The following is a 24,494-nucleotide window of genomic DNA, read 5'->3' as shown; positions in this document are numbered from 1 at the left end:
TAATTGTTGAACTTGTATGAACGTCAAAGAACTGTTAACAAATCTAAATCAACAGGGTGTTCAGTTGTGGGCTGATAACGACAAACTCAGGATTAATTCTCCTCAAGGAATTCTGACACCACAACTTCAGGCTGATATTGCTGCACGCAAAACAGAAATTCTTACTTTTCTACGTAAAAATAATGCTGCCTGCGACAACTTTATTCATGAAGGTTTGGGTTTAAGCCTCCAAACAATTGGTCGTTTAATGGGTGGCTTTTCTGAGCGAGTTACTATGCATTTTAAGTCACCAATTGTTGATCCCAATGTGATGGCAAAAAAACTGAAAGTGACTTTTAGACCATTACCTAAAAAATTTAAGAACAAAACTATCCTAGAATTCAGAGAAGAATTACAATTAAAACTCCAAAGCTATGGCGTTCACATCGTCTCTTGGCAAGAAGCCACTAGAGAGTTCTCCTACGAAATTCTTATTCCCATAGTTAAATGGAAGAAAAATGTCAAAATAAGAGTAGTTAAATCCGAAATTCATGCAGTTATCGACGTTGAAAGACCTTCAGATGTAATTGATAAATTTAAAAGCTTGATAGCTGAAAATATTTATAAATTTTATTCTCGTTTTATCTCTAAAAATCAAAAATTATCAGTTGCAAAAATTGCTCGGTTAATTAGTTGGGCTGAAGACCATGCACTCCAACGTCTTGAAGACCCGACATCTACACAAATTATCTTAATTTCAGAGCTAGATAAGAATTTTGTTGACTTGCAACTGCCATATCAAAAGAAAATCACGATTGGTGTAAATATATTAGTGCGAAATTTCTCTGAGATTGTGATTGGTGTCTCGACTGAAAATATTTCAATTTTAAATATGAATCTTTCAGATTCGCTTTTTTCTAGAGACAAAGTCGATAAATTTGTTTTTCAATCTTTAATTCCTAAAATTTATGTACCAATTGCCCCTCTACCTATAAATCAATTTGAGGTAGGTAAATATAATCCTAACCAGTCTAATTATGCTCATAAATTAGTGCGATTAAGTCAAGAATTGGCATCAACAGGACTATTTCCTTCTGGTTTTAAGCTTAGTGAAATTATCAAAAGGAAATCTCACAGAGATATTGTGGATTGCATAGTCAATGGCAGAACAGGTGTTTCCTATGGCTTTGTCGCCTATGCAGAACCTCCACAATACGTTGGTGCTGTTGAAATATCAGAAAGCGAATGGGAAAGTTTATCTTCTATAGAAGGATATAGTAGCGATGAAGTTCGTCAAAATGAGATAGGCAGGCGATACGTAAAAACAAAAATAAAAAACAAATATGCCTATAAACAAATTCCTGATATTTGGCTGGTATGCTCGCGCTCAGGTGCAAATAAAACAGATTTAAACCTAGAACGTGATATTCTCAGAATGGGTTTAAAAAATAAATTACATCTAAAATTACCGGAAGGAATCGACCCGGCAGAAATAGATATTAAACCTTCTTACGATACGTATGTTATGGTTGCGATCGCTCTTGCATCTGCTTTGTACGCACCGAAGCTGATTGAAAAAGGCGCACCTATGGTGCATTTTCACGGATATTCTTCACCAGAATGGTTTCAGCCGGGTGAATACTGCACCGGAGTGGACAATCCCTCAGTTCCTTGTGGAACCTATGAATCAGGGGTTTTCAATTTTCTAGGTATACACAATTTAGTGAATAAATATGACAGTAACATTGTCCTAGCCAGTCTGGTTGAGCCAGATCATGGCACAAATATTATCACCTCTGATTGGGAGTACTTAATTGCCAGAATCAAAACTGGAGTTGAAAAAGGACAAATTGAACTGGGTGGGAAGCATTTCACTTCCCTTAAAGAGAGCGTAACTACGAGCTAAACTTTAATTTCTACCATCCCATCGAGCTATGAATCTTAAAAACAAAACCCTTCTCATTACTGGAATTGGTGGATTTATAGGCTTGCGTACTGCTGAAATAGCCTTAGCTCAGGGAATAAAAGTTCGAGGGCTACAACGTTCAGAAGATAAGGCTAAAGAGGCACAAAGATTAGGCGCAGAAGTAATTATTGGTAGTGTAACCGATCCGGCTGCTGCCCAAAAAGTATGCCAGGGAGTAGACATAGTTCTGCATACAGCTGCCATTGTTAAAGAGGGTGGCTCGCCGAAATATTTTCATGAAGTCAACGTTGGTGGCAGCGTTAATATGGCGACAGCCGCAAAAAATGCTGGTGTGAAAACTTTTGTTCATCTCTCAAGCGTGATGGTGTACGGCTTCAACTTCCCCAATGGAGTCACCGAAGACGGGCCGCTGTATGGAGAAAACAATCCTTACTGCCAAACAAAAATAGAAAGCGAAAAGGAACTCTTAAAACTAAACGCTCCGCCAGCTTTTGGCATCATTATCATCAGACCGGGAGATGTTTACGGGCCTGGAAGTTTAGCTTGGATAGTTCGACCACTGCAATTAATGCGGCAAAGAATGTTTGCATTGGTTAATGGCGGGCGAGGAGTTATAAACCACGTATATATAGACAATTTGATCGAGGCCATATTTCTTGCTGTAGAAAAAGAAGCCTATGGAGAAGTCTTTAATATCACTGATGGACAAGAAACTTCCTGGAAGGAGTATTTTACACGCCTAGCCGAAATAGGAAATGCCCCTACACCCATTTCTCTGCCAGCAGGTGTAATGAAGTTTATCGCTTGGCTGCACTGCTGGGTTCAAACTGTTCTTGGTCAAACACCCAAGCTTTTACCAGAATCGATAGATATGGTGACTCGTCCCTATGCTTATTCCATCGCTAAAGCACGAATGCAGTTGGGTTATGAACCAAAAATAGATCTAGAAGAAGGAATGCGACGCACGCAGGAATGGCTAACAAAAAATCCAAGCAAAGTTAATTAGTTTGAGGTAAATCAATGAACGAGTTAGCGATCGCTATTTTTGGAGTTTTGGCTATTTTTGTAGTTCTTCAAACGTCTTACGTACTGCCTTTAGTATCGTCATTCCGTTTGCCAAGCTCGAAGGCGATGCCGGACGAGTGGTTGCCTAAGGCAGTAGTGATCCTTCCCCTACGATGTGCAGATCCATTTTTAGGGGACTGCGTGCGCGCCCTGCTCCAGCAGAACTATCCGGACTACAAGTTACACATCATTGTTGATAGTCAAAAAGATCCTGCTTGGAATATTGTCACTCAAATCATCCAGCAACTGGGAGCAACACACGTTCAAGTCAGCCCTTTAATTGCTCGGCACAAAACTTGTAGTCTCAAAGGCAGTGCGTTAGTGCAAGCTATTAATGCACTAGACGATTCTTATCAGGTAGCGGCTTTCATAGATGCCGACGTTGTCCCCCATTCCACCTGGCTGCGCGAACTGGTTGCGCCCCTGGTGGATGAGCGGATCGGAGCCACTACCGGAAACCGTTGGTATATGCCGCAAATCGGACAGTGGGGTTCACTGATTCGACATTTATTTAACTTGGGAGCAGTTGTCTCCATGTATATCAACAAATATCCTTGGGGAGGCTCTATGGCAATGAGGCTCTCGGTGTTGCAGCAAGCCCAACTTTTGAAGATATGGAGGCATAGCATTTCTGTTGATTCTCCGGTATGGGGAGCTTTGCAGAACATTGGTTTAAAAGTGAAATTCGTGCCTACAGTTATGATGAGCAATCGCGAGGAGTGCGATTTAGCCCAATGCTGGCGCTTCATTCAACGCCAATTACTCGTATCGCGACTCTATCACCCCACCTGGCGTCTGGCTTTCTTTCAAGTATTAACATTCACATCAACTCTCGCAGTCGGAATAGCACTGCTGCTAATTGCTGTGGCTCGCAGCAATTTTACTGCCGCAGCTTGGGTTGGAAGCGGAATCGTCGGCTACATTCTTGCAATGGCTGTACTGCTTATACTTGCAGAACAAGCTGTGCGGCGGGTGATTCGGGCAAACGGTCAAAAGACGCAGAACTTTTCATTTCCAGTCATAGCGAAAATTTTACTGGCTATTCCGCTGATGCAATTGGTTGTTACGCTGGCTGGTCTATCAACAATGTTGAAACGAAAAGTTGAGTGGCGGGGTGTAATTTATCAAATCAAAGATCCTTACAACATTCAATTAATTGAACACCATCCTTCTCAAGTCTCACTCTCATCTTTTGATAGCAAAACTTCAATTGGCTAATTAAAAAATCCAATGACTCTAGTGTCATGTTGGATATCTCTAAAGCGCTGAGAGTGTTTTTAACAAAAACTGCAATGAAGAACCAATCTCATGTGAAAGCTGCCACGCTGGCGGTCATGTGTTTCGCTCTTTTCTTATCCTCCCTAGATGAAACTGTCGTAAATTTGGCGCTTCCTAAAATCCAGAGTAGTCTGGGTTCTGGGATATCGGGATTGCAGTGGGTTATCAATGCCTATACTCTGTCCGGAACTAGTTTAGTGCTGCCGAGTGGAACATTAGGAGATATTTACGGGCGCAAGCGAGTCTTTCTTGTGGGACTGGTTATTTTCACGGTTGCCTCTACGATCTGCGGTCTGGCTCCAAGTTTGGGTGTGTTGATTGCGGGACGAATTCTTCAGGGAATCGGTTCTGCTGCCTTGGTTCCGGGTTCTCTGTCCATCCTTACTGATACCTTCCCAGAGCCGAAGGAGAAAACAAAAGCAATTGGTATCTGGTCTGGGGTATCAGGGATTGCTCTTGTTGCTGGCCCGTTGTTGGGCGGTCTGCTTGTAGATAATTTGGGGTGGCAAAGTGTGTTCTTTTTGAACATACCACTTGGCGCGATCGCTTTTTGGGCGATCTCTCGTGTTGTTAAGGAAAGTAAAAATCCAAATCAGCAGCGTCTTGATGTCCCAGGTGTGGTACTCAGTATTATCTTGCTGGCTTCGCTTACTTATGCAGTCACCGAAGCCAAGTTTGGGATTTGGCGATCGCCCCTGGTTGTCTTTTTGCTAGCAGTTGCCATATTCAGTCTTTTGGCTTTTTTGGTTGTTGAATCCCACAGCAGCCACCCTATGCTGCCACCACAATTGTTTAAAAATCCAACTTTTGCTGTAGTCAATGTTGTCAGGGTTTTAGTTTTTTTTACTGTTGTCAGCTTGCTTTTTATTTTCAGCCTGTTTTTGCAGCAAGTGCAGGGTTACTCAGCAGTAGCGACAGGACTGCGTTTCCTGCCGATGAATATCGCTTTTATTGTTGCATCGCTCGTTTCCGGATGGTTCGCTGTTCGGCTAGGATGGCGCTATACGATCGCAACGGGACTAATCATAGCGAGTATAGCGACGTTGTTATTAATACAAACCAGTGTTGATACGGAGTTTAGGGTACTCCTGTGGAGCCTTGTTTTTTCAGGCTTTGGCTGTGGTTTGACCCTAGCGCCCTTAACAGCCGCAGGTATCAGTTCTGCACCTACTAAGAAAGCGGGAATTGCCTCAGCAGTTCTAGGCATTAGTAATCGTTTTGGCAGTGTTTTGGGAATTGCCTTACAGGGAACGATTTTTACACAACTGTTTGCCTCAGATCTGGCGCGATCGCTCTCTGCTTGGGGTATACCTTCTCATCTCCATGAACAAATCATCACCAATGCTTTGCATGGTGGAGCTAAAGTTTCCAGCGATCTCCCTTCTGGGTATGTCTTGCATCAAGCGATAGGTAATGCATTTGTCTCAGGTTTACATACAGTTGTACTAGTTGCTAGCTTTGCCCTGCTAGCTGGAGCATTACTGATTCTAGTATTTGTTCGATCAAATTTTAACCAAATTAGCAAGAATTCTCTTATTTCTATCAACAGTAGGACAAAGTAGGAGTCAATCTGAAAATTAAATATTGTTGTTTGCTAATTTCGGAGTGGGCTTCGATGGTCTTTCAATCTCAGTCCCTCCTGGATAACCTTCTACGTAAGATGGAGGGCTGAAGTGTACAGAAGCTCTGCTCGTAATCGAAAACGTTCAAAGTTGTCTTTTCTCGGTTTAACGCTAGTGTTTCAAAAAATTTTCAAGCATAAGGTATTCAGATACCTAGTTTGCGGTGTTTTATCAACTGTATTTAATATTTTAGTTCTTGCTATCATCATTGAGCTACTAAATGCTAAGACACCTATGATGCGGAATATTGCTAATATTATTGCAATAGAAATTTCTTTGCTATTTAGTTTTTTTATTTATAAACACTGGGTTTGGAGAATAGGACGTTCAACAATAAAAGAAGCCATTTTTTGGCAACTTGCTCGCTATCATATGTCAGTTAGTGCAGCTATTTTTAGTCGAACATTCATGATTTTTCCTCTACTTGATTGGCTAAAAGTTCATTATTCAATTAATACTTTAATAGGTATTGCATTAGGTTCAACTATGACTTATAATATGACTGACAGATGGGTTTTCAAATTGAAGTAAAATAGCCCTCCATTAAAATTCAGCGTAACAATATAGAGCAAAACAAAAACATTCATTCAACTCAGTAATTAGATAAAGTGGATTCCAAGTTGATGAGGTATGAATCTAGTTCTCAAAGCCAGTTATAAAGGCTATTTTGCTTCTGAAATTCGCTGTAATAAATCGTGTCTGCAAACTCACAAAAGCGAGAGGTCAGAATGTTACTTTGAATTTCAAAAAATATGAGGATTGCTGTTAATTGCTGATGGTTAGTTGCTAATTGTGTTGCTATCTAATACTGATGGCAGAGGCAGATGGAATCGAATGAAGTCACAATTTATGTCAGGTATTCGTTTGACAGGGACTGGTTCTGCGGTTCCTTCCACTTATCTAGATAACCATCAGCTTAGTAAAATTGTGGTCACCTCTGATGAGTGGATCGCATCTCGTACAGGAATTTACCGTCGCCACCTGCTTCCCCATAAGGATTCGCTCACCAACATAGCTACTAGTGCCGCTCAAAAAGCGATGATGATGGCAGGTTTAACTCCACAGCAGCTAGATTTAATCATTTTGGCTACGTCTACCCCAGATGATTTGTTTGGTAATGCCAGTCTAATTCAAGCACAATTGGGAGCAAGACAAGCTGTAGCTTTTGATTTAACAGCTGCTTGTAGCGGTTTTGTATATAGTTTGATAACAGCGGCTCAATTTATTCGCACTGGTGCTTATCGTAATGTACTTGTAATTGGGGCTGATGTTCTCTCACGCTGGGTGGATTGGTCAGATCGCAGTACTTGTGTTCTGTTCGGTGATGGAGCAGGAGCAGTCGTCTTACAAGCTAACGAACAAGACTACTTGCTAGGATTTCAACTGCATACAGATGGTACTCAAAATCACCATCTAAATTTGAGATATCAGGGTCAAGCTCGCACTCTTGTTGATGGTGTCTTTATCGATCAAGGTAAATATCAACCCTTGAAGATGAATGGAAAAGAAATCTATCGCTTTGCTATCCAAAAAGTTCCTGAAGTGATTGAAAAAGCTCTTTTCCAAGCAGATATTACAGCTGCTGAGGTGGACTGGTTGCTAATGCATCAAGCGAATCAGCGGATTTTGGAAGCCGTAGCTGCACGTTTAGATATCCCTGCTCGCAAAATCATTAGCAATGTTGCAAATTACGGCAACACCTCTGGAGCATCAATTCCCCTAGCTCTAGATGAAGCCATTCGTTGTGGTCAAATTCAACCTCATAATACTCTAGCCATAGCTGGATTTGGAGCCGGACTTACTTGGGGTGCTGCAATTTTTAAATGGGTTTAATCTACCAAAGATAGAACTATCGCAAAAAGTGATTGTGCTTGTAATGCAATTTGATTGTTGGATTACTCTAATGATGAACTTGCTCTGCGTAAAAATCTGAGGAAAAGAAAATGAATAAGCAGCAAGCTTTCCATTATCAAATCTCTCTTGAAGATTGGAGAAAAACACCAACTAACGTCAAACTGCTAATTGAGGAAATGGAAGAGTGTATATATCAACTTGATCTACAGTTAGATAAACTACCAATCCACAATCAATTTTTAGATACATATCCTTTAAATAAAATAAATTTAGTGATTGTTATTCCTGTATTGAATGATTGGGAGGCTTTAGAAAAGCTACTGTTACTTATTGATGAGATTGTGTTTATACAAGAAATCAATATAGAAGTTCTTATTGTTGATGATTATTCAACTAAGCCAGTTCCACATTCACTTCTTCACCAAGAGCATCGCCAAATTAGAGCAATCAATATCCTTCGACTTCGTCGTAATTTAGGTCATCAGCGAGCTATAGCAGTTGGTTTATCTTATGTATATCATCACTTAAACTGTAACTGTGTTGTTGTAATGGATGGTGATGGAGAAGATAATCCTTTTGAAATAGAACGTCTTTTAAATGCCTTTGACAAGACAGGTAGAGATAAAATTATTTTTGCTAAACGCACTAAACGCTCTGAGAGCAATACTTTTAAATTTTTGTATTGTATTTACAAACAGCTTTATCGGCTTCTAACAGGGAGAGAAATTTGCGTTGGTAATTTCAGCTTATTACCTGCTTCTTTGTTGAGAAATGCTATAGTCATTTCAGAAATTTGGAATCATTACTCATCAGGTATTTATCGGTCTCGAATTCCATATCTAGAAGTAAATGTACCCCGGACAAGACGATTAGCTGGACAACCTAAGATGAACTTAGTGTCACTCATCACGCATGGCTTAAGTTCTATTGCAGTGTATGGAGACATTGTTGCGACAAGAATTCTATTAGTCACTGCTATTTTATTCGTTACTTTATTGTTTATATTATGCATTGTTTTACTGATTAAAATCTTTACCAATTTGGCGATACCTGGTTGGGCTACTTATGTATCCGGTTTAGTTTTGATATCTCTATTACAGCTTATTTTAATTGGGGCTGTTTTCAGTATGATTATCTTGTCCGATCGTAATAACTCCAACATTATCCCAGGGCGTGACTATAAAGATTATGTTGATAATTTCTTTAATTTAAAATTATGAGCACATTCATGTATGTAGGGACAGAATTAGAGTTGTTCTCTAAAGCAAAAAATTGGAAAGGATACATAAAATCTCTATTGAGAAAATATATAAAAGGTGATGTGTTAGAAGTTGGAGCAGGGATAGGAAACAACACACGTTTGTTCTGTAGTTATCAATATACTACTTGGTTATGCTTAGAACCGGACAAGAAGCTTTTTCATGCTCTAGAATACTCTATTGCTCTATTTAATATGACCAACTACTATGCCCAGAATGGAACCATTGAATTGTTAAATGGTAAGCAATTATTTGATTCAATTTTATATATTGATGTTTTAGAGCACATCAATGATGATAAGGAAGAATTAATCAAAGCATCTAAACATCTCAAGGCTGGTGGAAATTTAATTATTTTAAGTCCGGCTCATCAATGGTTATTTACACCGTTTGATGCAGCGATCGGTCATTACCGTCGCTACAACAAGCAAACACTGAAGGCAATTCTGCCAAATGATATAGAAGTCATAAACTTTGCCTATTTAGATTGCGTTGGTTTGCTGGCTAGTCTGGGGAATAAACTAATCCTCAGGCAAAGTAAGCCAACTTCAAAGCAAGTCAAACTGTGGGATAAATTTATGGTTGCCATATCTAGAAGACTTGATTCTCTTCTAGGGTATAGATTTGGTAAGTCAATTCTTTTAGTTGGGAGAAAAAGATGTTAGTAAAATTTCTCAAAATAATTTTCGGTAGCCAACTTACATTATTATTAGGTGTAATTATATTTCCTGAGCGTGCTAGCTAAACTGTCAAAAAGATTGACCTTTCTAACCTTTACCCTTGTGATTTAAATAGATACTTATTCATTAACTAAGTATCTTGAGTTTAAAGTATAAAAGGCTCAAATTATATTAGAGGATAGTTTATGCACACTAAATGGCTAAACATCAAAGATATTTTATGGAAAAAGCAAAATTATATATTCAATTTTTTCCTAATATTTACCCTGATTATGCTCATGATGACACCAGGTATCTGGAATGGTAATGAAGAACAATATTTAGGATATGCATGGAGAAAGTCCAGTCCTGAAGCTTTAGCTAGAATCAGTGCTTTAAGAGATACGGCTAATCATCGTTTTATCTTTGAGTATTTAACTGGTTTTAGTATTAAAAATATAGGATTTGAGTGGACACAAGCACTCGGACGTATCATTGTTGCTTTACTTTACTCTGCATCACTTGTTTCTTTATTTAAAAATCTAAAAATATCAACTACAGCTTTCTGCACAATTATTTTGATATTTTTTTGGCTCGGTGAAAGCATATTAGGTATGGAGTGGTTATTTAGAGGTTTTGAACCAAAAACTCTAGCCTATCCCTTTGTATTCTTTAGTTTTTCTACTTCGCTGAAAAAAAGATTTGGTAGTTCTTACTTGTTACTTGCACTTGCAACATACTTTCATTTTTTAGTAGGAGGATTTTGGTTTTTTATTACATGGTTAGTTCAGCTTTACTGGACAAAGAATCTCAAGCAAACTTTCATGAATTCTCTCAAGTACTTAATTCCTTGTATACCACTCTTTTTTATAATTGTAGTTGGTCAGCTACAAACTCAAGATAGTATAAATTCAACTCCACCTGTAAGTTGGATTTATTCACACTTTCGAGCACCTCACCATGTTGCTCCTTTTGCAAGTAAAGCTGTATTTATGGAGTTCTGGTATCAGGGTGTGATTTTATTGTTAGGTCTAACCATTATTTCAGCTATTATATATCGGTATTCCCAGAATAGAATTGAAAAAGAATTTTCTAAACTTGTTTTAACTTTAAATATTTATTTGTTTTTGAGTTTATTTATTTCTTACTTTGATAAGCAAGGAGTTTTAGGAAAATTTTACATCTTTAGACCTGCAAGTATCACTTTATTTTTAACCTTATGCTTATATGCATTATTTCTCCAAAATATAATATCAAAAAAATTTAGTAAATTTAGCATATCATCAAAAATATCTCTACAGTTCAGTTTCGTCACTTTGGTTTTAATTAGTTGTTTAACGATTCCATCTTTATCTGGTCATACTGCTTATAAGTTCTTGAGTAAACAAGCTCAGTCATTAAATTCTTTTAAGATATCTCAGCATAAAAATAACTTTGATTTGGAGCAAATAATTAAAAAGAGCCATCCAACTGATATTTTTCTCATCGATCCTAATTTAGAAAAAGATCCCGATCTAATCTGGAATATAAAAATTTTATCATTTGAAAGAAAATATAACAGGCCAACATTAGTTTTAGATAAATTTATGCCAAGTACTAATAGTGAAATCATGAGATGGTATAAATTATTAAACTTAAAGAATAATTTGTTTAAAGAAGGCTGTCCTTCCGAGATTACTAAGCATTATAAAATTCGATACCTTTTAGCTCATCAAAATAACAATAAAGTGAATAATTGTGGCAAGGAAATTTACAATCAAGGAGGGATAAAATTAATTGAGTTAGATACAGAGCAGTAGCAGAAAATTGGCACTTATTATTTCAGCTATAAAAGCCTGAAATTTGGGAAAAAATTGACTAAAACAATTGAATTAGCTACACTAAAAAAGCGGCAAAAGATGTATATTTTTGCCGCGCTTAACTATGACGACACACAGGATGTTCAGAAAATGTTTATATATGATTCATTTTCACGAACCATTTAGGATTGCTATACAGTACAGTTATGAGTTTCCTCACTTAGGGCTGTAGAAAAAGAGTTTTGGGCATAAGATTCGAGGATACCAGTAAGGGTAGAAACTAATTGTCCATAATCTGAGAAATCACTACTTGTACTGATACCCTCAACTAGACTTACATTCAGTGTTGGAATGATATTAGCAGTGGTAATAATATCATCACTTACATCTAGTGTTGGAGCAACATTAGCGGTGGTAATAATATCATCACTTACATCTAGTGTTGGAGCAACATTAGCGGTGGTAATAATATCATCACTTACATCTAGTGTTGGAGTGACGTTTGCATGGGCTATTCTGACGTTATCCTTTGAATCGTAATTAAATTCTTGCAGATCTCCCATATTTGCATTTAATTTAGCCACCCAGACATCTACAGCTCCGGCATTTTCACTTCCTAAAGAGCCATCAGTAATTCCAGTCACGTAAAGATGACCATCATTACCAACGATAATATCTGTAGGGTTATCCAATCTTTCTGGGCTTCCGAATTGTCGAATCCACTTCTCGTTGCCATTAGTGTCGAACTTTGCTACCCACGCGTTATAAGCTTCATCTTGACTACCTTCTCCTAACTGAGCATTAGTGTATCCTATCAAGAAGATATTATCGTTTGCATCAATCTCCATGCCTGATAGGTAGGTGCCATCATCACCTTGGGTGCCAAACTGTTGAACCCATTGCTGAGTTCCATCCGGAAGATATTTTGCAAGCCACATATCGTAAGATTGACTGCCAATTGTCGGTTGATTAGTATTTGGAGCGCCTGTCTCAAAAGAGCCTGTAGTCCATCCTGTAACATAGACATTATTTTTGCTGTCAGTTTCAACACCCCATGGAAATTCAAGACCATCGTTGTTACTTCCAAATTGTCTAATCCACTGTATATCACTATTAGTATCCGTCTTTACTAAGAAGGCATCGTAATTCAAAAAAGTTCGAGATGGATCTGCCGGTTCTAATAATCCCTGAGTCCATCCTGTAGTATAGGTATTGCCATTATTATCGATGGCAAGATCAAAAGCTTCGTCAAAAGCGAAGTTCCCATATTCTGTCAACCACTGCTGGTTGCCATTAGAGTCAAATTTACTTACCCAAGAATCAACTTGATTGGCTAAAGGGAAAATGTCTGGTCTTTGATTAGGCTTAGTTGCTGTTCCTGATAAGTAGACGTTGCCTCCTTCATCTATATTAAGATTAATGCTGTTAGATTCAGTAGTAATAGCACCTGTAACTGCAAACTGCCTGCTCCACAATAGGTCGCCATTAGTATTATACTTAGCAACCCAAGCATCATTACCTTCTGACTGGTTAGTGGAAAATAGATCTCCTTGTGTAGCTCCCGTTACGTAGAAGTTACCATCATTATCTGTGACAATGGCAAAGGCTCTATCGTTAGCAGAAGTGCCAATCTGCTTACCCCACAACTCATAGCCATCACTATCATATTTTGCTATCCAGGCATCAAAAAGCCCTTGATTGCTTCCTTGCAAATCCCCAGTTGTAAATCCTGTTAAATAGAAATTGCCCGAAGGATCTGTAGCAACACCAGTACTGAAGTCGATACCCTCAGTTCCGAATTGCTTAATTTCGTTTTGCGCTGGCTGGTTCTCTTGGGTGTCATTCACATACTGAAAATATGTGTCAGTTAGATTTAAATTTTCACTGGGACGCTTATTCACATAAGCAATGAGGTCACGAGATCCATCTTTTACCCGAAATATAGCCTCTCCTGGAAAACCTAAGAAATTTTCTACTAATCTGTAGTCTTCCGGTTTACCGTTCAGTCGTATGGTATCTTGATTGGGATCGAAATCTAAAATGATGGCAAACTTTAATATACCCAAGAAACCCTGATCGGTATAGTAAGCCTGATTGTTATCTCCAAGAACAAATGTGTCTTTCCATATCGACGCTGATGCTGGTATATTTCCTCGGAAAATGGATAATATATTCTGATTGAGAAGTGTGAACTCTCCTGGCGAACTGTCAAATATGTCACCAGCCAATATATCAATATTTGGAGTTTGAGTTTTGCTACTAACAGGATCGTAACCGTAAATCAGATCGTTTCCAGCGCGGGCAAAAATCAATTCTATATTTGCAGGAAATCCTAATTGTAGGTCGCTGCCTGGTGTCCCTAATGTGATGGTAGTTGTCATATTTCCTCTAATTGTGTTAGGTAAAAGTTAACGTTGTTGTCTATGGCAATGGCACTAGCTAATTTAGAGTCAGAAGAGCTTGCGCTTACCCGACAAGAGATTGCCATTACTGTCATGCTCAATTAATGAAGCATCGGAAAATGCTGAGTGGTTAGTTGAAGGCATATTTCCTCTAATTGTGTTAGGTAAAAGTTATCGTTTTTGTCTATGGCAATGGCACTAGCTGATTTAGAGTCAGAAGAGCCTTCGCCGAAATTGATGCCAAGTAGAAATGATGAGACAGTGAGTTCAAATTTATTCATTGTTTTTGAGTCCTTTCGTTTCAACAATCTGATTGCTTGAAGACTATGACTTCCTCTTAGACAAAACGATTTAACAGGAATTGCAGGCAAATTACTTTGACTGACAAAACCAAGAATGCATATTCAATCAGCTTGACGAATACCAATTCAAGAAAATAATGCAATAGATGCGTAAATTGGATTGAAAAAAGTGAAACCTAATACCAAAGCTACCTTTGGCGTCAATATACCTCAAACCATAGTAAATGATTATCAATTCGTAATTCGCAATTAAGAAATTCAGATATGGTGTGGATTTCGAGGTTTGAATGTGTTGCCGGATTTTAGAGAATAGGTAATGATTTTCATTACTTTAACTATTCCATCTGTTTTGCTTTGCAACACAACAGTTTAACGAACCTCTTTCAAAGTCTCTATTTGTTTGGTAAATAACTCTGTGAATAAGCTGATTACTGTTCGTTTTTCACGCACTTTAATATTAGTGCTAATAGACATTCCTGATTGCAACGAGAGAGTTTTACCCTTAATATCTAGCGATTGACTCTCTAAACGAACTTTAACAGGGAAACGATAATATGAATGGATATTATCCGGTGGCAATGCATCCGATCCTACCCAAGAAATTGTTCCTTTGATATCACCAAATTCACTATAAGGAAAGGAGTCAATACGGACATCAACTTTCATTCCTTCTCGAATAAAACCAATATCTTTATTAGTGATGAAAACCTCAGCAACATAGCTTTCATTTGGTACAATCTTGAGTAAATTTTGAGTAGTGTTGACTACAAAACCAGGGCTTTTAGCTTGTAAATCAAAAACTGTGCCGTTCACAGGTGCGCGAACTTCTTGATATTTAAGGTTTTGTTGGGTTTGAGAAATTTTACTATTAATTTCAGCCAATTTCTTTTCGTTATCTAGTAAAATTTTAGTAAATTGGCTGTCTATCTGTGCAATGTGTTTGTTGTTTTCAGCTATCTTATCCAAAATATTTTTCTCGATAACTGCTATAGTGTTGTTTACTTCTTGTTGTCCTTGCTCAATATTAAATTTTAGACGTTGCTGCTCCTCATTTAATTGTGCTATTTGCGCCTTGATTTCTTGTACATTTTGTTGCTGTTGGAGATACTGAAGTTGAGCGATTGCTCCTTCTTCAGCCAAGTTTTTCATTTTACTTAAAATTTGATTTTCAATACTTAAATTTTCTTCACTCTGGTTAATTTTGACTTGATTTTGAGCAAGTTGTTTTTTGATCTGTTCAACTGCCAAACGCGCTGCCTGTGTTCGAGAATATGATTCTCTTTGAGATACTTCTAAACGCTGTTTTTCATCAACAGCCAAACCAATGGCGTTACCTTTTTTAAATTCAGTTCGTAACAATTCATTTTCTGCAATTAGCGCTATACGATTTTTTAGTAGGAATTCAACTTCTTTTGGTAACTTACCCTGCATCAAATCTATTATATCAGCTAAATCAGAAGTCGAATTCATTAATCTGAGATAAATCTGATTCTCTTTAAATAAAGAAGCGCGAATCTTTTTTAAAGATAATAATTCAGCATTGTTAGCAGTAGTATCAAAAATCAGCAACAAATCTCCTGGTTTTACTGATTGCCCATCTTTAATATAAACTGCTTTCACTACTCCATTGACTGGTGCTTGAATTTCTTTGACAGTTCCTTCCGGCTTTAATTGACCTGTTGCTGGAATTACTTGTTCCATTTTAGCAAAGTTTGCCCAAGTAATTCCAAAAGAGGCTATCCCAATTAAGGACAGCATAATAGCACGTGACCAAAATGGAGATTGGCGCAGTACAATTTCTGATTGTTCAAAGTTATGTTCTTGCTGATATTTTGCAGTATTTAAAGGAGGTTGAGAAGCTTTGATTTCTGTGATTTCTGTAAGTGTTAATACCTGTGTATTTTCTAATTTGGCTCCATTGGCGTGATTGCCATTACGATAATGACCGTTAGAACTAGTGCCATTTATTTGATTCATATTAGTTCCTAAATGGGATGATAGTGAGTGAGGAAGTGTAATCAGAGTGGAAAATGAGAAGAGTGAGATATGGAAGGGAATAATTAGTAATTAATGACTAACTACAAATTCACTTCTTGTTGCTGATATAGGTAGTAATAATGACCTTTTAATGCTATTAATTCATGATGATTTCCTTGCTCTATTACCCTACCACTATCCATGACTACAATCATGTCTGCATTCATAACAGTATTGATGCGGTGGGTGATAAAAAAGATGGTAGTTCCTTGAAATGCTTTCGCTAAATTCAGACAAACTTGCCGTTCAGTAGGATAATCTAAGGCACTAGTTGCTTCGTCTAGTACTAGTAGTTTTGGTTTTTGTAAAACTGAACGCGCGATCGCTATTCTTTGTCTTTGTCCGCCCGAAAGTGCAGCTCCTCGTTCGCCTACTTGAGTATTGTAACCATTAGACAATTTCATAATAAATTCATGAGCGACTGCTACTTTTGCAGCTTCAATTATTTCCTCTGTTGTTGCTTCTGGATTTGTTAAAGCAATATTTTCTTGTACTGTACCATCAAACAGAAGTGTATCTTGAGGAACTACACCAATTTGTCTTCGTAAAGAATAAAGTTCTACTTTGCTAATGTCATAACCATCAATTAAAATTCTACCTACTTCTGGTTCATATAGCCTGATTAACAACTTTGTTAAAGTGCTTTTACCTGCACCACTTTGTCCGACAATTCCGATAAATTTACCAGCCGGAATATCGAGACTAACATTGCAAAGTTGCAATGCTCCTCCTGTATTAAAACGGAAAGTAATATTTTCATATTTTACCGATCCCTGAATAGCGGGTAAGGGAATATTGCAGCGGTCTTGTTCGGCTTCTTGTGGCGTATCAATAATATCACTTAAACGCTCTAGAGATAAAGCAGTTTGTTGAAAGCTTTGCCATAGTTGTGCCAACCGCAATATGGGACTGGTGGCGTAACCTGAGATAATTCTAAAGGCAATTAATTCTCCTAAAGTTAATTCTCCTTTTAGTACTAAATAAGCTCCTACCCACAAGATTAATAAGCTACTAAGTTTGTTGAGAAAGTTACTAGTAGAATTAGCAAGAGTAGAGGTAACTACTGTTTTAAAGCCAGCTACGACATAACGAGCATAGCGTTCTTGCCAAGAAAAGCGCGATCGCAACTCAATATTTTGTGCTTTTACGGTTTGTATTCCGGTCATTACCTCAACTAGATAAGACTGGGTTTGCGAGTTGCGTTCAGCTTGGGTGCGTAATTGTTTGCCGACTGTAGGAGAGGCAAGCAAAGTAATAACTATAAATATCGGAATCGTTGCTAAACCAACTAGGGTAAGTTGCCAGCTGTAAATCAGCATGACGATGATATAAACTACTGAAAATAAGGCATCTAACCCTACTGTTAAAGCAGTGCCTGTGAGAAACTTACGGATATTTTCTAATTCATTAATACGGGTGGAAAGTTCTCCCACCGAGCGGCGCTCAAAATAGCGCAGTGGTAGGCGTAGTAAGTGGTCAATAATTTCTGACCCCAAACCCATATCAATGCGATTAGTGGTATCAACAAATAAGTAAGTACGTAATGTGGTAAGTACAGCTTCAAAAAGACTTATAGCTAATAGCAAGACTCCCAAAATATGCAGGGTGCTAATACTATTTTGGGCTATAACTTTATCGATGATTAACTGAATAACTAGTGGATTTGCCAGTGCTGCTAACTGTACAAAAAAAGAAGCAATAAAGACTTCTAAAAGTACGCGGCGATAGCGCGATAGATAGGGAAGAAACGATTGCAAACCGAAGCGCTGCTTAGGTGTGATATTAGTAGCAGACAGCAGCAATACCTTGATTCGCGGTGGATAACAGCTTTCTTCAACATCTAGTTTGGAAATGAGTTCTGCAGGTTTATAGCGTACAATTCCTTTTTCTGGAATTCCTAAAACTACAGTGCTTATTCCTGCTTCATAGATAACTGCAAAACTTTCACCATAGCGAATCAGTGCCGGAGTAGGAATGCGCGTTATCTTAGCGGTAGGTATATCTGTTAATTGTGCCTTGAGTCCAATTAACTCTGCCAAGTAAGCACAAAGCTGAAAAGATATACTACCTTGACGTTTTATTTGGTCTGTTAGGATGCGGCTAATTACCTCCCGTCGAAATGGTATTTGCAAATGCTGAGATAGCATTTGCAAACAAGCGATGATAGTTTTTAATTGCCCCCTACCGCTTACAAATGAGTACTTTTTACTTTTTCCTTCTTGATTGGTAGTAGTATAGTTGGGTATTTCCGGTTCCGCTTCTAGTGCGTAGGGGATTTCCAAATCTTCCCCGATTTTAGATATGCTTTCATTTGTCTGCAATCGGATACACTCGCTATTGAGCAGTGATAAATCGGATGGACATAAACCGAGCAAACGCACTGGAGTTTGACCGATGACCTCAAGCATATTCTTACCGTCGTTCAATTCCAAGCGAGAACCAGGCGAAAAATCAGTTAGTATTCCACCGCCACTCACAAACCAGATGTATTCCCCATCTAACTGCTGGAATGGTGTTTTCCCTGGTGGAAGATAATGTACCTTTGCTTGTGGTAGTGCTGTTTGAGTGAGTTGTTTGAGATTTGTACTCCCTTGAACTTGCACCTCTTTTTGCACAGCCAAAACATCGAAAACTTCTATGAGATGGCAAAGACCTTTACGGGCATTGGCAAAGGCTGAGTATTGTTCGAGTAAACGCAAATACTCTGTTGCATTGATCTTTAAACATATTACTTCGCTAGAAGCGATCGCAGTCTCGCAGGGCACGTTTCGGAACAAACTAATTTCACCCAGAATTGCTCCTGGTTCCAATAATTTTAAAGTAATGGGCATTGGAGTACGCTGGTCATGGCCTAAAAGCCTGACTTTACCTTGATAAACAATAGTTACGCTATCAGGATCTTTTTCTTTGCCAATAATTTTCTGACCTACATGATAACGCCAAGGTTGGATGTGTTGTAGTAAATCAGCGATCGCCTCTGTTGGAAGTTGCTCAAGTTCCTTGGTTGTACTAAGAAATTCTTGAAAAGAGTTTTGAATGATATGAGTCATGACAAATAAATTGCAAAGTCCTCTATTTTTACCAAACTTGTAAGTTAGTCATTATTCGTGTTTTTAGACAGTATCTTTCTATTGCAAGAGAGTATTCTATAATCTGTTAATATTCTTCGGGAGTCAGGGATCGCCTAGTTTCAATTGCCTGATTCTCCCTGTTCTGTCATTTTAGGAGAACCCAATCGCTGGAAGCCTTTCAGAGATTTAATTTTCGGATTTTGGCTATAAATTTTAGTTACTTTTAGAAAATAAAGGCTGAAGACTTGATTAAATCAAAGTTTTAGAGTCTTGCTTCAATTATTGTTTTTCGAGAGTGACATAACAGGGTTATTCCTTGTTGATAGCTAATGACTTCCTTCGTTCAGATTTCTCTAACAATCCTTTGCTCTTACTTATCTATTCTTCCTGACATTCTTGATAAACTTGCCAGTTTAGCGCTGCTACTTGCTCTTGTAGCCAATGATTAAAACGTTCGTTCAAGAGTCGATAACGCATGGGGCGATCCAACTTAGCTACTAAAAATTTTTCTAGACGAACGATAACTATCCAGTCACCTATTTTTACCGGTGGTGAAAGTTGTTGTGGTTGAATGCAAGATAAAATTTTTGCTAAACCTGGATAAATTTTTTGTAACTCCACAGGCCCAACTAAACCATCTGTTTCAGCTTCAGGTCCTTCAGTATATTTCCTTGCTAATTCAGCAAAAGATTCTTCTCCTTCTTGAATGCGAAAGCAAAGTTCTTGAGCAATACCAATATTAGAGGTTCTAATTAGTGAATAAACAACCCGATTTAACATTGGCTTGCGTTGCAGAAAATAAGATTCTATATCTCCTCCCCATTGAATGCGTTTAAATTTTTCCAGTTTGAGTTGCCGAATAGCAATGCTTTCAAACTGCTTAAATTCCATAGCATTTCTCTGCAACCACTCTTTAAGCATGACTTCAGAGGAGAGTTGATAGTCTTTCGCTAATTGTTGACAAGCTATTTGCGCTTCCTCTGGCGTATACTCAATATCTGCGATCGCTTTATCAATAATCATTTCTTTTACCAGCTGCGGAACCAGTTGGTATTGTGCCATCATTGATACAACTTCATCGGTAGCAAACTTACTATCACCTAATTGGAAAAGTATGGACATACCACTATATTCTCAGGTTAGTATCAGGTTACTATGATTGCAAATTGTCATAAACTAAGATAGTAAGAACATACGTTTTATGCAATGTTCATGCAACAGGTTTACATATACTTAACAACTTGCACCTAGAAATTTGGCGTAGCATATTTGCGGGATGAATCAGGCAGGAAGGGCTACAACTCGATAATGAAGGTAATGCAGTAGCAATTTTATTGATGCTTTCAGCATATTCTCGCTTTTGGAATAGCAAAGTGTTTTGCGATGAAGCCGAGCCAAATAATGCCTTAGTCTTGTATTTTCCCCTTCTATTCGTGTCATGTAAGTTTTCTTAACAATGTGGTCACAATCGTCAATAAAACATGGATAAACTGGATAACCATCTGTCACATAAAAGAAACTATGCCAACACTTAATCACTTGCCATAATTTTTGAAATGTTTCGGCACTACGGTCGCCCAGAACCCAAGCTAAAATTCCGGGATAGTCCTTATTGGCTGCTGTCCATAGCCATTTTTTGTTTTTTTTACCTATAAATGTCTCAAGTTCGTCAACTTGAGTAATTTCTGGTATCTCTGAAGATTCAGGAGCATCTGGCAAAGATTTTACTGCTTTTCTCACCCAATTAATTATCGTGTTATGATTCACTCCAGTCTGTCGTTCAATTGCACGAAAACCTGTACCATTAACGTACATTTTTAAGCATCGCTCTTTTATTTCATCGGAATATCCTACAGAGGAATAGTATTCCACGAAATGGCGCTCGCAGTCACGACAGATGTAGTTTTGTTTACCACGCCTGTGACCGTTCTTACTTATTTTGCTAGATTTACAGTGAGGACATATCATCCCTCTATTATGCAACGCCATCGAAACAGGAAGATTAACTGTCACTGATGGTGGAAGAGTAAATATTGGTGGTGAAAAAACTGCAAAAAATCTTATCTTTCAGCCAGGACAAGGAAATGCCGGAAGCCTCCAAATCAACGCAGACAGTATCAATCTAGACAGAGGTACTATCACAGCTGGCACAGAGGGCGGCACAAAGGGCGAAGGAGGCGACATTTTCTTACATTCTGGTGACTTACGGTTACGTGACAGTGTCATGACTTCGACTGCTGGAGGTAATGGCGACGGCGGCAACATCACTATCAACACAGATATCCTAACTGCTGTAGAAAACAGCAGCATCACCGCCAATGCATTTGAGGGGAGGGGTGGCAATATTAGAATTAATACCAAAGGTCTGTTTGTTTCTCCCAACAGTACAATTACAGCAAGTTCCCAGAAAGGAATAAACGGAACAGTCCAAATCAATACAACTCAATCAGATCCTGCTAGACCTGCATTAATCACACCGACCGTCGCCGAACCCAAATTATCGCAAGTCTGCAACGCATCGTCGAAAAAAGGGACAACTGCTGAATTTGCTCTCGTTGGAACTGGGGGAAGCCCCCGAAAATCGAGCGAACCTGACAACGTAACTTTTAGATGGGCTGAAAACTCCACTTATTCCTCAATCGAACAATCACAGGAACTTAAGACCGAATCAACACAAGAAATTGTAGAAGCACAAGGCTGGAAGTACGATGCTGACGGCAATGTAATTTTAACGACTACACCAATACAAACAACTTCTTCTGAATCTTTATCTAAACAGCCTTGTCGCTTACCAAGCAAGGTCAGCAATAAACCTTGAGACAAACGCAGACTTAAACATGGCAAGAAAACGGCAACTAGCGATTGTTTTAAAACATCTTGTTTTGGGACTATCTTTGACATTGCTGATAATTCTGTTTCAAGAGGCAGCGAAATCTCAAGTTACCCAAACTTCCGGACAATCCCAAGCGCAAAGCCTTACTCAAAAGGGATTTGCACAACTAAATCAAGGTCATCCAGAAGTTGCTTACCAGACATGGGAAAAGGCATACCAGATCTACCGCAAATTAAAAAATAAAGAAGGCATGACTGGCAGCCGCATTAATCAAAGCCTGGCACTTCGAGAGCGCGGGCTGTATCTTCGCGCTTGCTTATCTCTCACTGAAGTCTTAGAGCTAGAAGACTGGATTTGCAAAAATCAGATTCAATTGCCGCAGTCTATTGATGAATCTCAAAAGTACTTGGAAGCTGCTGTGCACAAGCAGCCGCTACTTAAAGTTAGAGCGATCGGGCTTGGCAGCTTGGGTGAGCTACTACGTTTGATTGGTAAGCCTGAAGCGTCTAGAGTTGTTTTACACAAAGCTATTGCTATGGCTAAAAGTTTGTCTTTTGAACAAGATTCAAACTTCCATAATCAATTATTGAGGAGTTTAGCTAATACAGAACGATACTTTTACAGGCAAGCTAAAAATGAATATCAGCTAACAGACGAGCCTATAGCCAAGCAAGAAGCACTTTCTACAGCCCAATCTAAATTTAATTCTGCTTTGCAACTTTATCAAACAGTGGAAGCAGAAAAACAAAATGAAAGTACGCTCTTAGCACAACTGAGCCAAATCGGTTTGTTGATAGATGGAGAGAAATGGTTACCACTAGACAAAGAGATTAAAGCTAGAAGGCAACTTCTTCAAAACTTAGTAAAACAATTATTAGCTTCACCTCAACAATTTCAGCAACTACCAGAGATTGAATCTATTAATGCTCGACTTAGCTTTGCTCAGTCTCTAGTACAAATTTCCCAAAATAATGAATTAGATAAACTGATTTTCTCTGACAGTAAATCTGCATTATCAGCGGCGCTCTCAATTGCTCAAAAAGCTCTATTACTAGCTCAACAAATAGACAATAAGCGAACAAAATCTGATGCAATGGGAACTATCAGTAGTATTTATGGTGCTCTTGGTGAAACAGTTCAATCAAAACAATATTTAGAGCAAGCAATGGCACTAGCTCAATCAGTACAAGCTTGGGATTTAGCATATCAATGGCAATGGCAGCTAGGACGCAGATATCAGCACGAAGGAAGGTTTGACAAATCACTGGAAGCATATGCTGCTGCTATTAGCAGCCTTGACCAAGTGCGAGGAAATCTTTTATCAGTTGATCCTGAAGTTCAATTCTCTTTTAAGGAGAAAGTTGAGCCTATTTATCAAGACTATATGGAGATGCTTTTATCTCAAGGACAGCCAGATTTGAAGCAAGTAATCAAAATTCACGAGCAGCTAAGATTAGCAGAATTAGAAAATTTTTTGAAATGCGGTAAGTTACCTATCTTTTCTTTAACCGATAATCAAAATTTAACCAAATTACCACCTATTATTTATTTGATTAAGATTAGAAATAAAGTTGAAGTAATTGTAAGAGACTTGCAGGGAACACTTCACCATCACTCATTAAACTTCAAGTTAATTGAGAGTTCTATTAATAATTTAATCAAACTTATCCAAGACCAAAATTTTATAGATTTTCAAGAAAATAAATATCTTATTTATTCTAAAGATTTATATCAATTGCTATTCACCCCAATCAAAAAGTTTCTTCCAGACTCAGGAAATTTAGTATTTGTCTTAGATAGCTATTTTCAGAATCTACCTCTTGGTATGTTACATGATGGAAATAATTATCTAATTAAGTCATATAGTATTTCGATAACATTAAATTCATATTTTTTGCAAAGCCAAGCTTTAACACCAGAAAAGTTAAAGGTACTTGCCGCCGGAATCTCTGAAGTAAGCCCTAGTTTTAAAAATCCCTTAGTTCCAAAAAACTTAAATCCTTTACCGGAAGTAAAAGTAGAGATTCAAAATATTAAAAGAAACGCTGCTTCTGTATCACAAGTACTCAACGCTGAATTCACCAGCAGTCGCTTTCAGGATAAAATTAAAGACAATCTGCTTCCAGTGATTCATCTGTCTACTCATGGACAATTCAGTTCCGATCCTGAGCGAACCTTCATCTTAGCTTGGGATCGTCCTATAAATGTTCAGGAGTTAAGCTTCCTATTAAAAAAGGACAATCAGCATTCTGCACTTGAATTACTCGTTCTGAGCGCTTGCCAAACAGCAAAAGGAGACAGGCGTTCTGACTTTTGCCGTTAAGTCTTGAAAGGCTTAGTGGTAAAGGATTTGAGAAACAGCACAACATATACGGTACGGTAATTGAAATCGGGTGCTAAAGGTGAT

16 protein-coding genes are annotated in these 24,494 nt (G+C 38.2%); 11 read left to right on the top strand and 5 right to left on the bottom strand.

The window, feature by feature from the left end; genetic code table 11:
• Positions 1-16: 16 nt before the first annotated feature.
• The 9 genes from QUB80_RS22440 to QUB80_RS22400 all read left to right on the top strand — a co-directional run bounded on the left by QUB80_RS22440 (position 17) and on the right by QUB80_RS22400 (position 11,442).
• Complete coding sequence (locus QUB80_RS22440; RefSeq protein ID WP_289791731.1) at positions 17-1,885, top strand: TubC N-terminal docking domain-related protein; 1,869 nt, start codon at positions 17-19, stop codon at positions 1,883-1,885.
• 28 nt (positions 1,886-1,913) lie between these two features.
• Positions 1,914-2,912, top strand: a complete 999-nt coding sequence (locus QUB80_RS22435) for an NAD-dependent epimerase/dehydratase family protein (RefSeq protein WP_289791730.1) — start codon at positions 1,914-1,916, stop codon at positions 2,910-2,912.
• A gap of 14 nt (positions 2,913-2,926) precedes the next feature.
• Complete coding sequence (locus QUB80_RS22430; protein ID WP_289791729.1) at positions 2,927-4,189, top strand: glycosyltransferase family 2 protein; 1,263 nt, start codon at positions 2,927-2,929, stop codon at positions 4,187-4,189.
• Between the two features lie 74 nt (positions 4,190-4,263).
• Positions 4,264-5,811 carry an MFS transporter gene (locus QUB80_RS22425; protein WP_289791728.1) on the top strand — a complete coding sequence of 516 codons (1,548 nt, stop codon included), beginning with the start codon at positions 4,264-4,266 and terminating at the stop codon, positions 5,809-5,811.
• Positions 5,812-5,985: 174 nt separating this feature from the next.
• Positions 5,986-6,402, top strand: coding sequence for a GtrA family protein (locus QUB80_RS22420; protein WP_289791727.1), 417 nt, complete (start codon positions 5,986-5,988; stop codon positions 6,400-6,402).
• Positions 6,403-6,705: 303 nt separating this feature from the next.
• Positions 6,706-7,704, top strand: a complete 999-nt coding sequence (locus QUB80_RS22415; RefSeq protein WP_289791726.1) for a beta-ketoacyl-ACP synthase 3 — start codon at positions 6,706-6,708, stop codon at positions 7,702-7,704.
• Between the two features lie 110 nt (positions 7,705-7,814).
• Positions 7,815-8,945: a glycosyltransferase gene (locus QUB80_RS22410; protein ID WP_289791725.1), complete on the top strand. Its 1,131-nt coding sequence runs from the start codon at positions 7,815-7,817 to the stop codon at positions 8,943-8,945.
• The gene (locus tag QUB80_RS22405; protein WP_289791724.1) at positions 8,942-9,649 is read left to right on the top strand and encodes a class I SAM-dependent methyltransferase; all 708 of its coding nucleotides are present in this window, start codon (positions 8,942-8,944) and stop codon (positions 9,647-9,649) included. The genes QUB80_RS22410 and QUB80_RS22405 overlap by 4 nt, the downstream gene beginning before the upstream one ends.
• Positions 9,650-9,849: 200 nt before the next feature.
• Positions 9,850-11,442, top strand: a complete 1,593-nt coding sequence (locus QUB80_RS22400) for a hypothetical protein (RefSeq protein ID WP_289791723.1) — start codon at positions 9,850-9,852, stop codon at positions 11,440-11,442.
• A gap of 191 nt (positions 11,443-11,633) precedes the next feature.
• Here QUB80_RS22400 and QUB80_RS22395 read toward each other — a convergent pair whose 3' ends face one another.
• The 5 genes from QUB80_RS22395 to QUB80_RS22375 all read right to left on the bottom strand — a co-directional run bounded on the left by QUB80_RS22395 (position 11,634) and on the right by QUB80_RS22375 (position 21,222).
• Positions 11,634-13,823 (bottom strand): SBBP repeat-containing protein, encoded by a 2,190-nt coding sequence (locus tag QUB80_RS22395; RefSeq protein ID WP_289791722.1) that lies wholly within the window; start codon positions 13,821-13,823, stop codon positions 11,634-11,636.
• A gap of 692 nt (positions 13,824-14,515) precedes the next feature.
• On the bottom strand, positions 14,516-16,123 hold the full coding sequence (locus QUB80_RS22390; protein ID WP_289791721.1) for a beta-barrel domain-containing protein: 1,608 nt from the start codon (positions 16,121-16,123) through the stop codon (positions 14,516-14,518).
• 101 nt (positions 16,124-16,224) lie between these two features.
• Positions 16,225-19,233: a peptidase domain-containing ABC transporter gene (locus tag QUB80_RS22385; protein ID WP_289791720.1), complete on the bottom strand. Its 3,009-nt coding sequence runs from the start codon at positions 19,231-19,233 to the stop codon at positions 16,225-16,227.
• A gap of 399 nt (positions 19,234-19,632) precedes the next feature.
• Positions 19,633-20,376 carry a peptidylprolyl isomerase gene (locus tag QUB80_RS22380; protein WP_289791719.1) on the bottom strand — a complete coding sequence of 248 codons (744 nt, stop codon included), beginning with the start codon at positions 20,374-20,376 and terminating at the stop codon, positions 19,633-19,635.
• A 159-nt stretch (positions 20,377-20,535) separates the two neighbouring features.
• Complete coding sequence (locus tag QUB80_RS22375; RefSeq protein ID WP_289791913.1) at positions 20,536-21,222, bottom strand: IS1 family transposase; 687 nt, start codon at positions 21,220-21,222, stop codon at positions 20,536-20,538.
• Positions 21,223-21,478: 256 nt separating this feature from the next.
• On the opposite strand from QUB80_RS22375, the gene QUB80_RS22370 reads away from it, so the two are divergent.
• Together QUB80_RS22370 and QUB80_RS22365 are read left to right on the top strand one after the other, a co-directional pair.
• Positions 21,479-22,072 carry a hypothetical protein gene (locus QUB80_RS22370; RefSeq protein WP_289791718.1) on the top strand — a complete coding sequence of 198 codons (594 nt, stop codon included), beginning with the start codon at positions 21,479-21,481 and terminating at the stop codon, positions 22,070-22,072.
• 19 nt (positions 22,073-22,091) lie between these two features.
• Positions 22,092-24,410, top strand: coding sequence for a CHAT domain-containing protein (locus QUB80_RS22365; RefSeq protein WP_289791717.1), 2,319 nt, complete (start codon positions 22,092-22,094; stop codon positions 24,408-24,410).
• Positions 24,411-24,494: the final 84 nt, after the last annotated feature.

This window comes from Chlorogloeopsis sp. ULAP01 (genome assembly GCF_030381805.1).
In the GTDB taxonomy this organism is placed as follows: domain Bacteria; phylum Cyanobacteriota; class Cyanobacteriia; order Cyanobacteriales; family Nostocaceae; genus Chlorogloeopsis.
Note: the sequence above shows the minus strand (reverse complement) of the source record. Positions and strands in the feature narration are given on the sequence as shown.

What these genes read in the sequence shown, in the direction of transcription:
- QUB80_RS22440 (WP_289791731.1), top strand. Translation starts at nt 17, where the DNA reads ATGAACGTCAAAGAACTGTTAACAAATCTAAATCAACAGGGTGTTCAG.
- QUB80_RS22435 (WP_289791730.1), top strand. Translation starts at nt 1,914, where the DNA reads ATGAATCTTAAAAACAAAACCCTTCTCATTACTGGAATTGGTGGATTT.
- QUB80_RS22430 (WP_289791729.1), top strand. Translation starts at nt 2,927, where the DNA reads ATGAACGAGTTAGCGATCGCTATTTTTGGAGTTTTGGCTATTTTTGTA.
- QUB80_RS22425 (WP_289791728.1), top strand. Translation starts at nt 4,264, where the DNA reads ATGAAGAACCAATCTCATGTGAAAGCTGCCACGCTGGCGGTCATGTGT.
- QUB80_RS22415 (WP_289791726.1), top strand. Translation starts at nt 6,706, where the DNA reads ATGAAGTCACAATTTATGTCAGGTATTCGTTTGACAGGGACTGGTTCT.
- QUB80_RS22410 (WP_289791725.1), top strand. Translation starts at nt 7,815, where the DNA reads ATGAATAAGCAGCAAGCTTTCCATTATCAAATCTCTCTTGAAGATTGG.
- QUB80_RS22405 (WP_289791724.1), top strand. Translation starts at nt 8,942, where the DNA reads ATGAGCACATTCATGTATGTAGGGACAGAATTAGAGTTGTTCTCTAAA.
- QUB80_RS22400 (WP_289791723.1), top strand. Translation starts at nt 9,850, where the DNA reads ATGCACACTAAATGGCTAAACATCAAAGATATTTTATGGAAAAAGCAA.
- QUB80_RS22395 (WP_289791722.1), bottom strand. Translation starts at nt 13,823, where the DNA reads ATGACAACTACCATCACATTAGGGACACCAGGCAGCGACCTACAATTA.
- QUB80_RS22390 (WP_289791721.1), bottom strand. Translation starts at nt 16,123, where the DNA reads ATGAATCAAATAAATGGCACTAGTTCTAACGGTCATTATCGTAATGGC.
- QUB80_RS22385 (WP_289791720.1), bottom strand. Translation starts at nt 19,233, where the DNA reads ATGACTCATATCATTCAAAACTCTTTTCAAGAATTTCTTAGTACAACC.
- QUB80_RS22380 (WP_289791719.1), bottom strand. Translation starts at nt 20,376, where the DNA reads ATGTCCATACTTTTCCAATTAGGTGATAGTAAGTTTGCTACCGATGAA.
- QUB80_RS22375 (WP_289791913.1), bottom strand. Translation starts at nt 21,222, where the DNA reads ATGATATGTCCTCACTGTAAATCTAGCAAAATAAGTAAGAACGGTCAC.
- QUB80_RS22370 (WP_289791718.1), top strand. Translation starts at nt 21,479, where the DNA reads ATGACTTCGACTGCTGGAGGTAATGGCGACGGCGGCAACATCACTATC.
- QUB80_RS22365 (WP_289791717.1), top strand. Translation starts at nt 22,092, where the DNA reads ATGGCAAGAAAACGGCAACTAGCGATTGTTTTAAAACATCTTGTTTTG.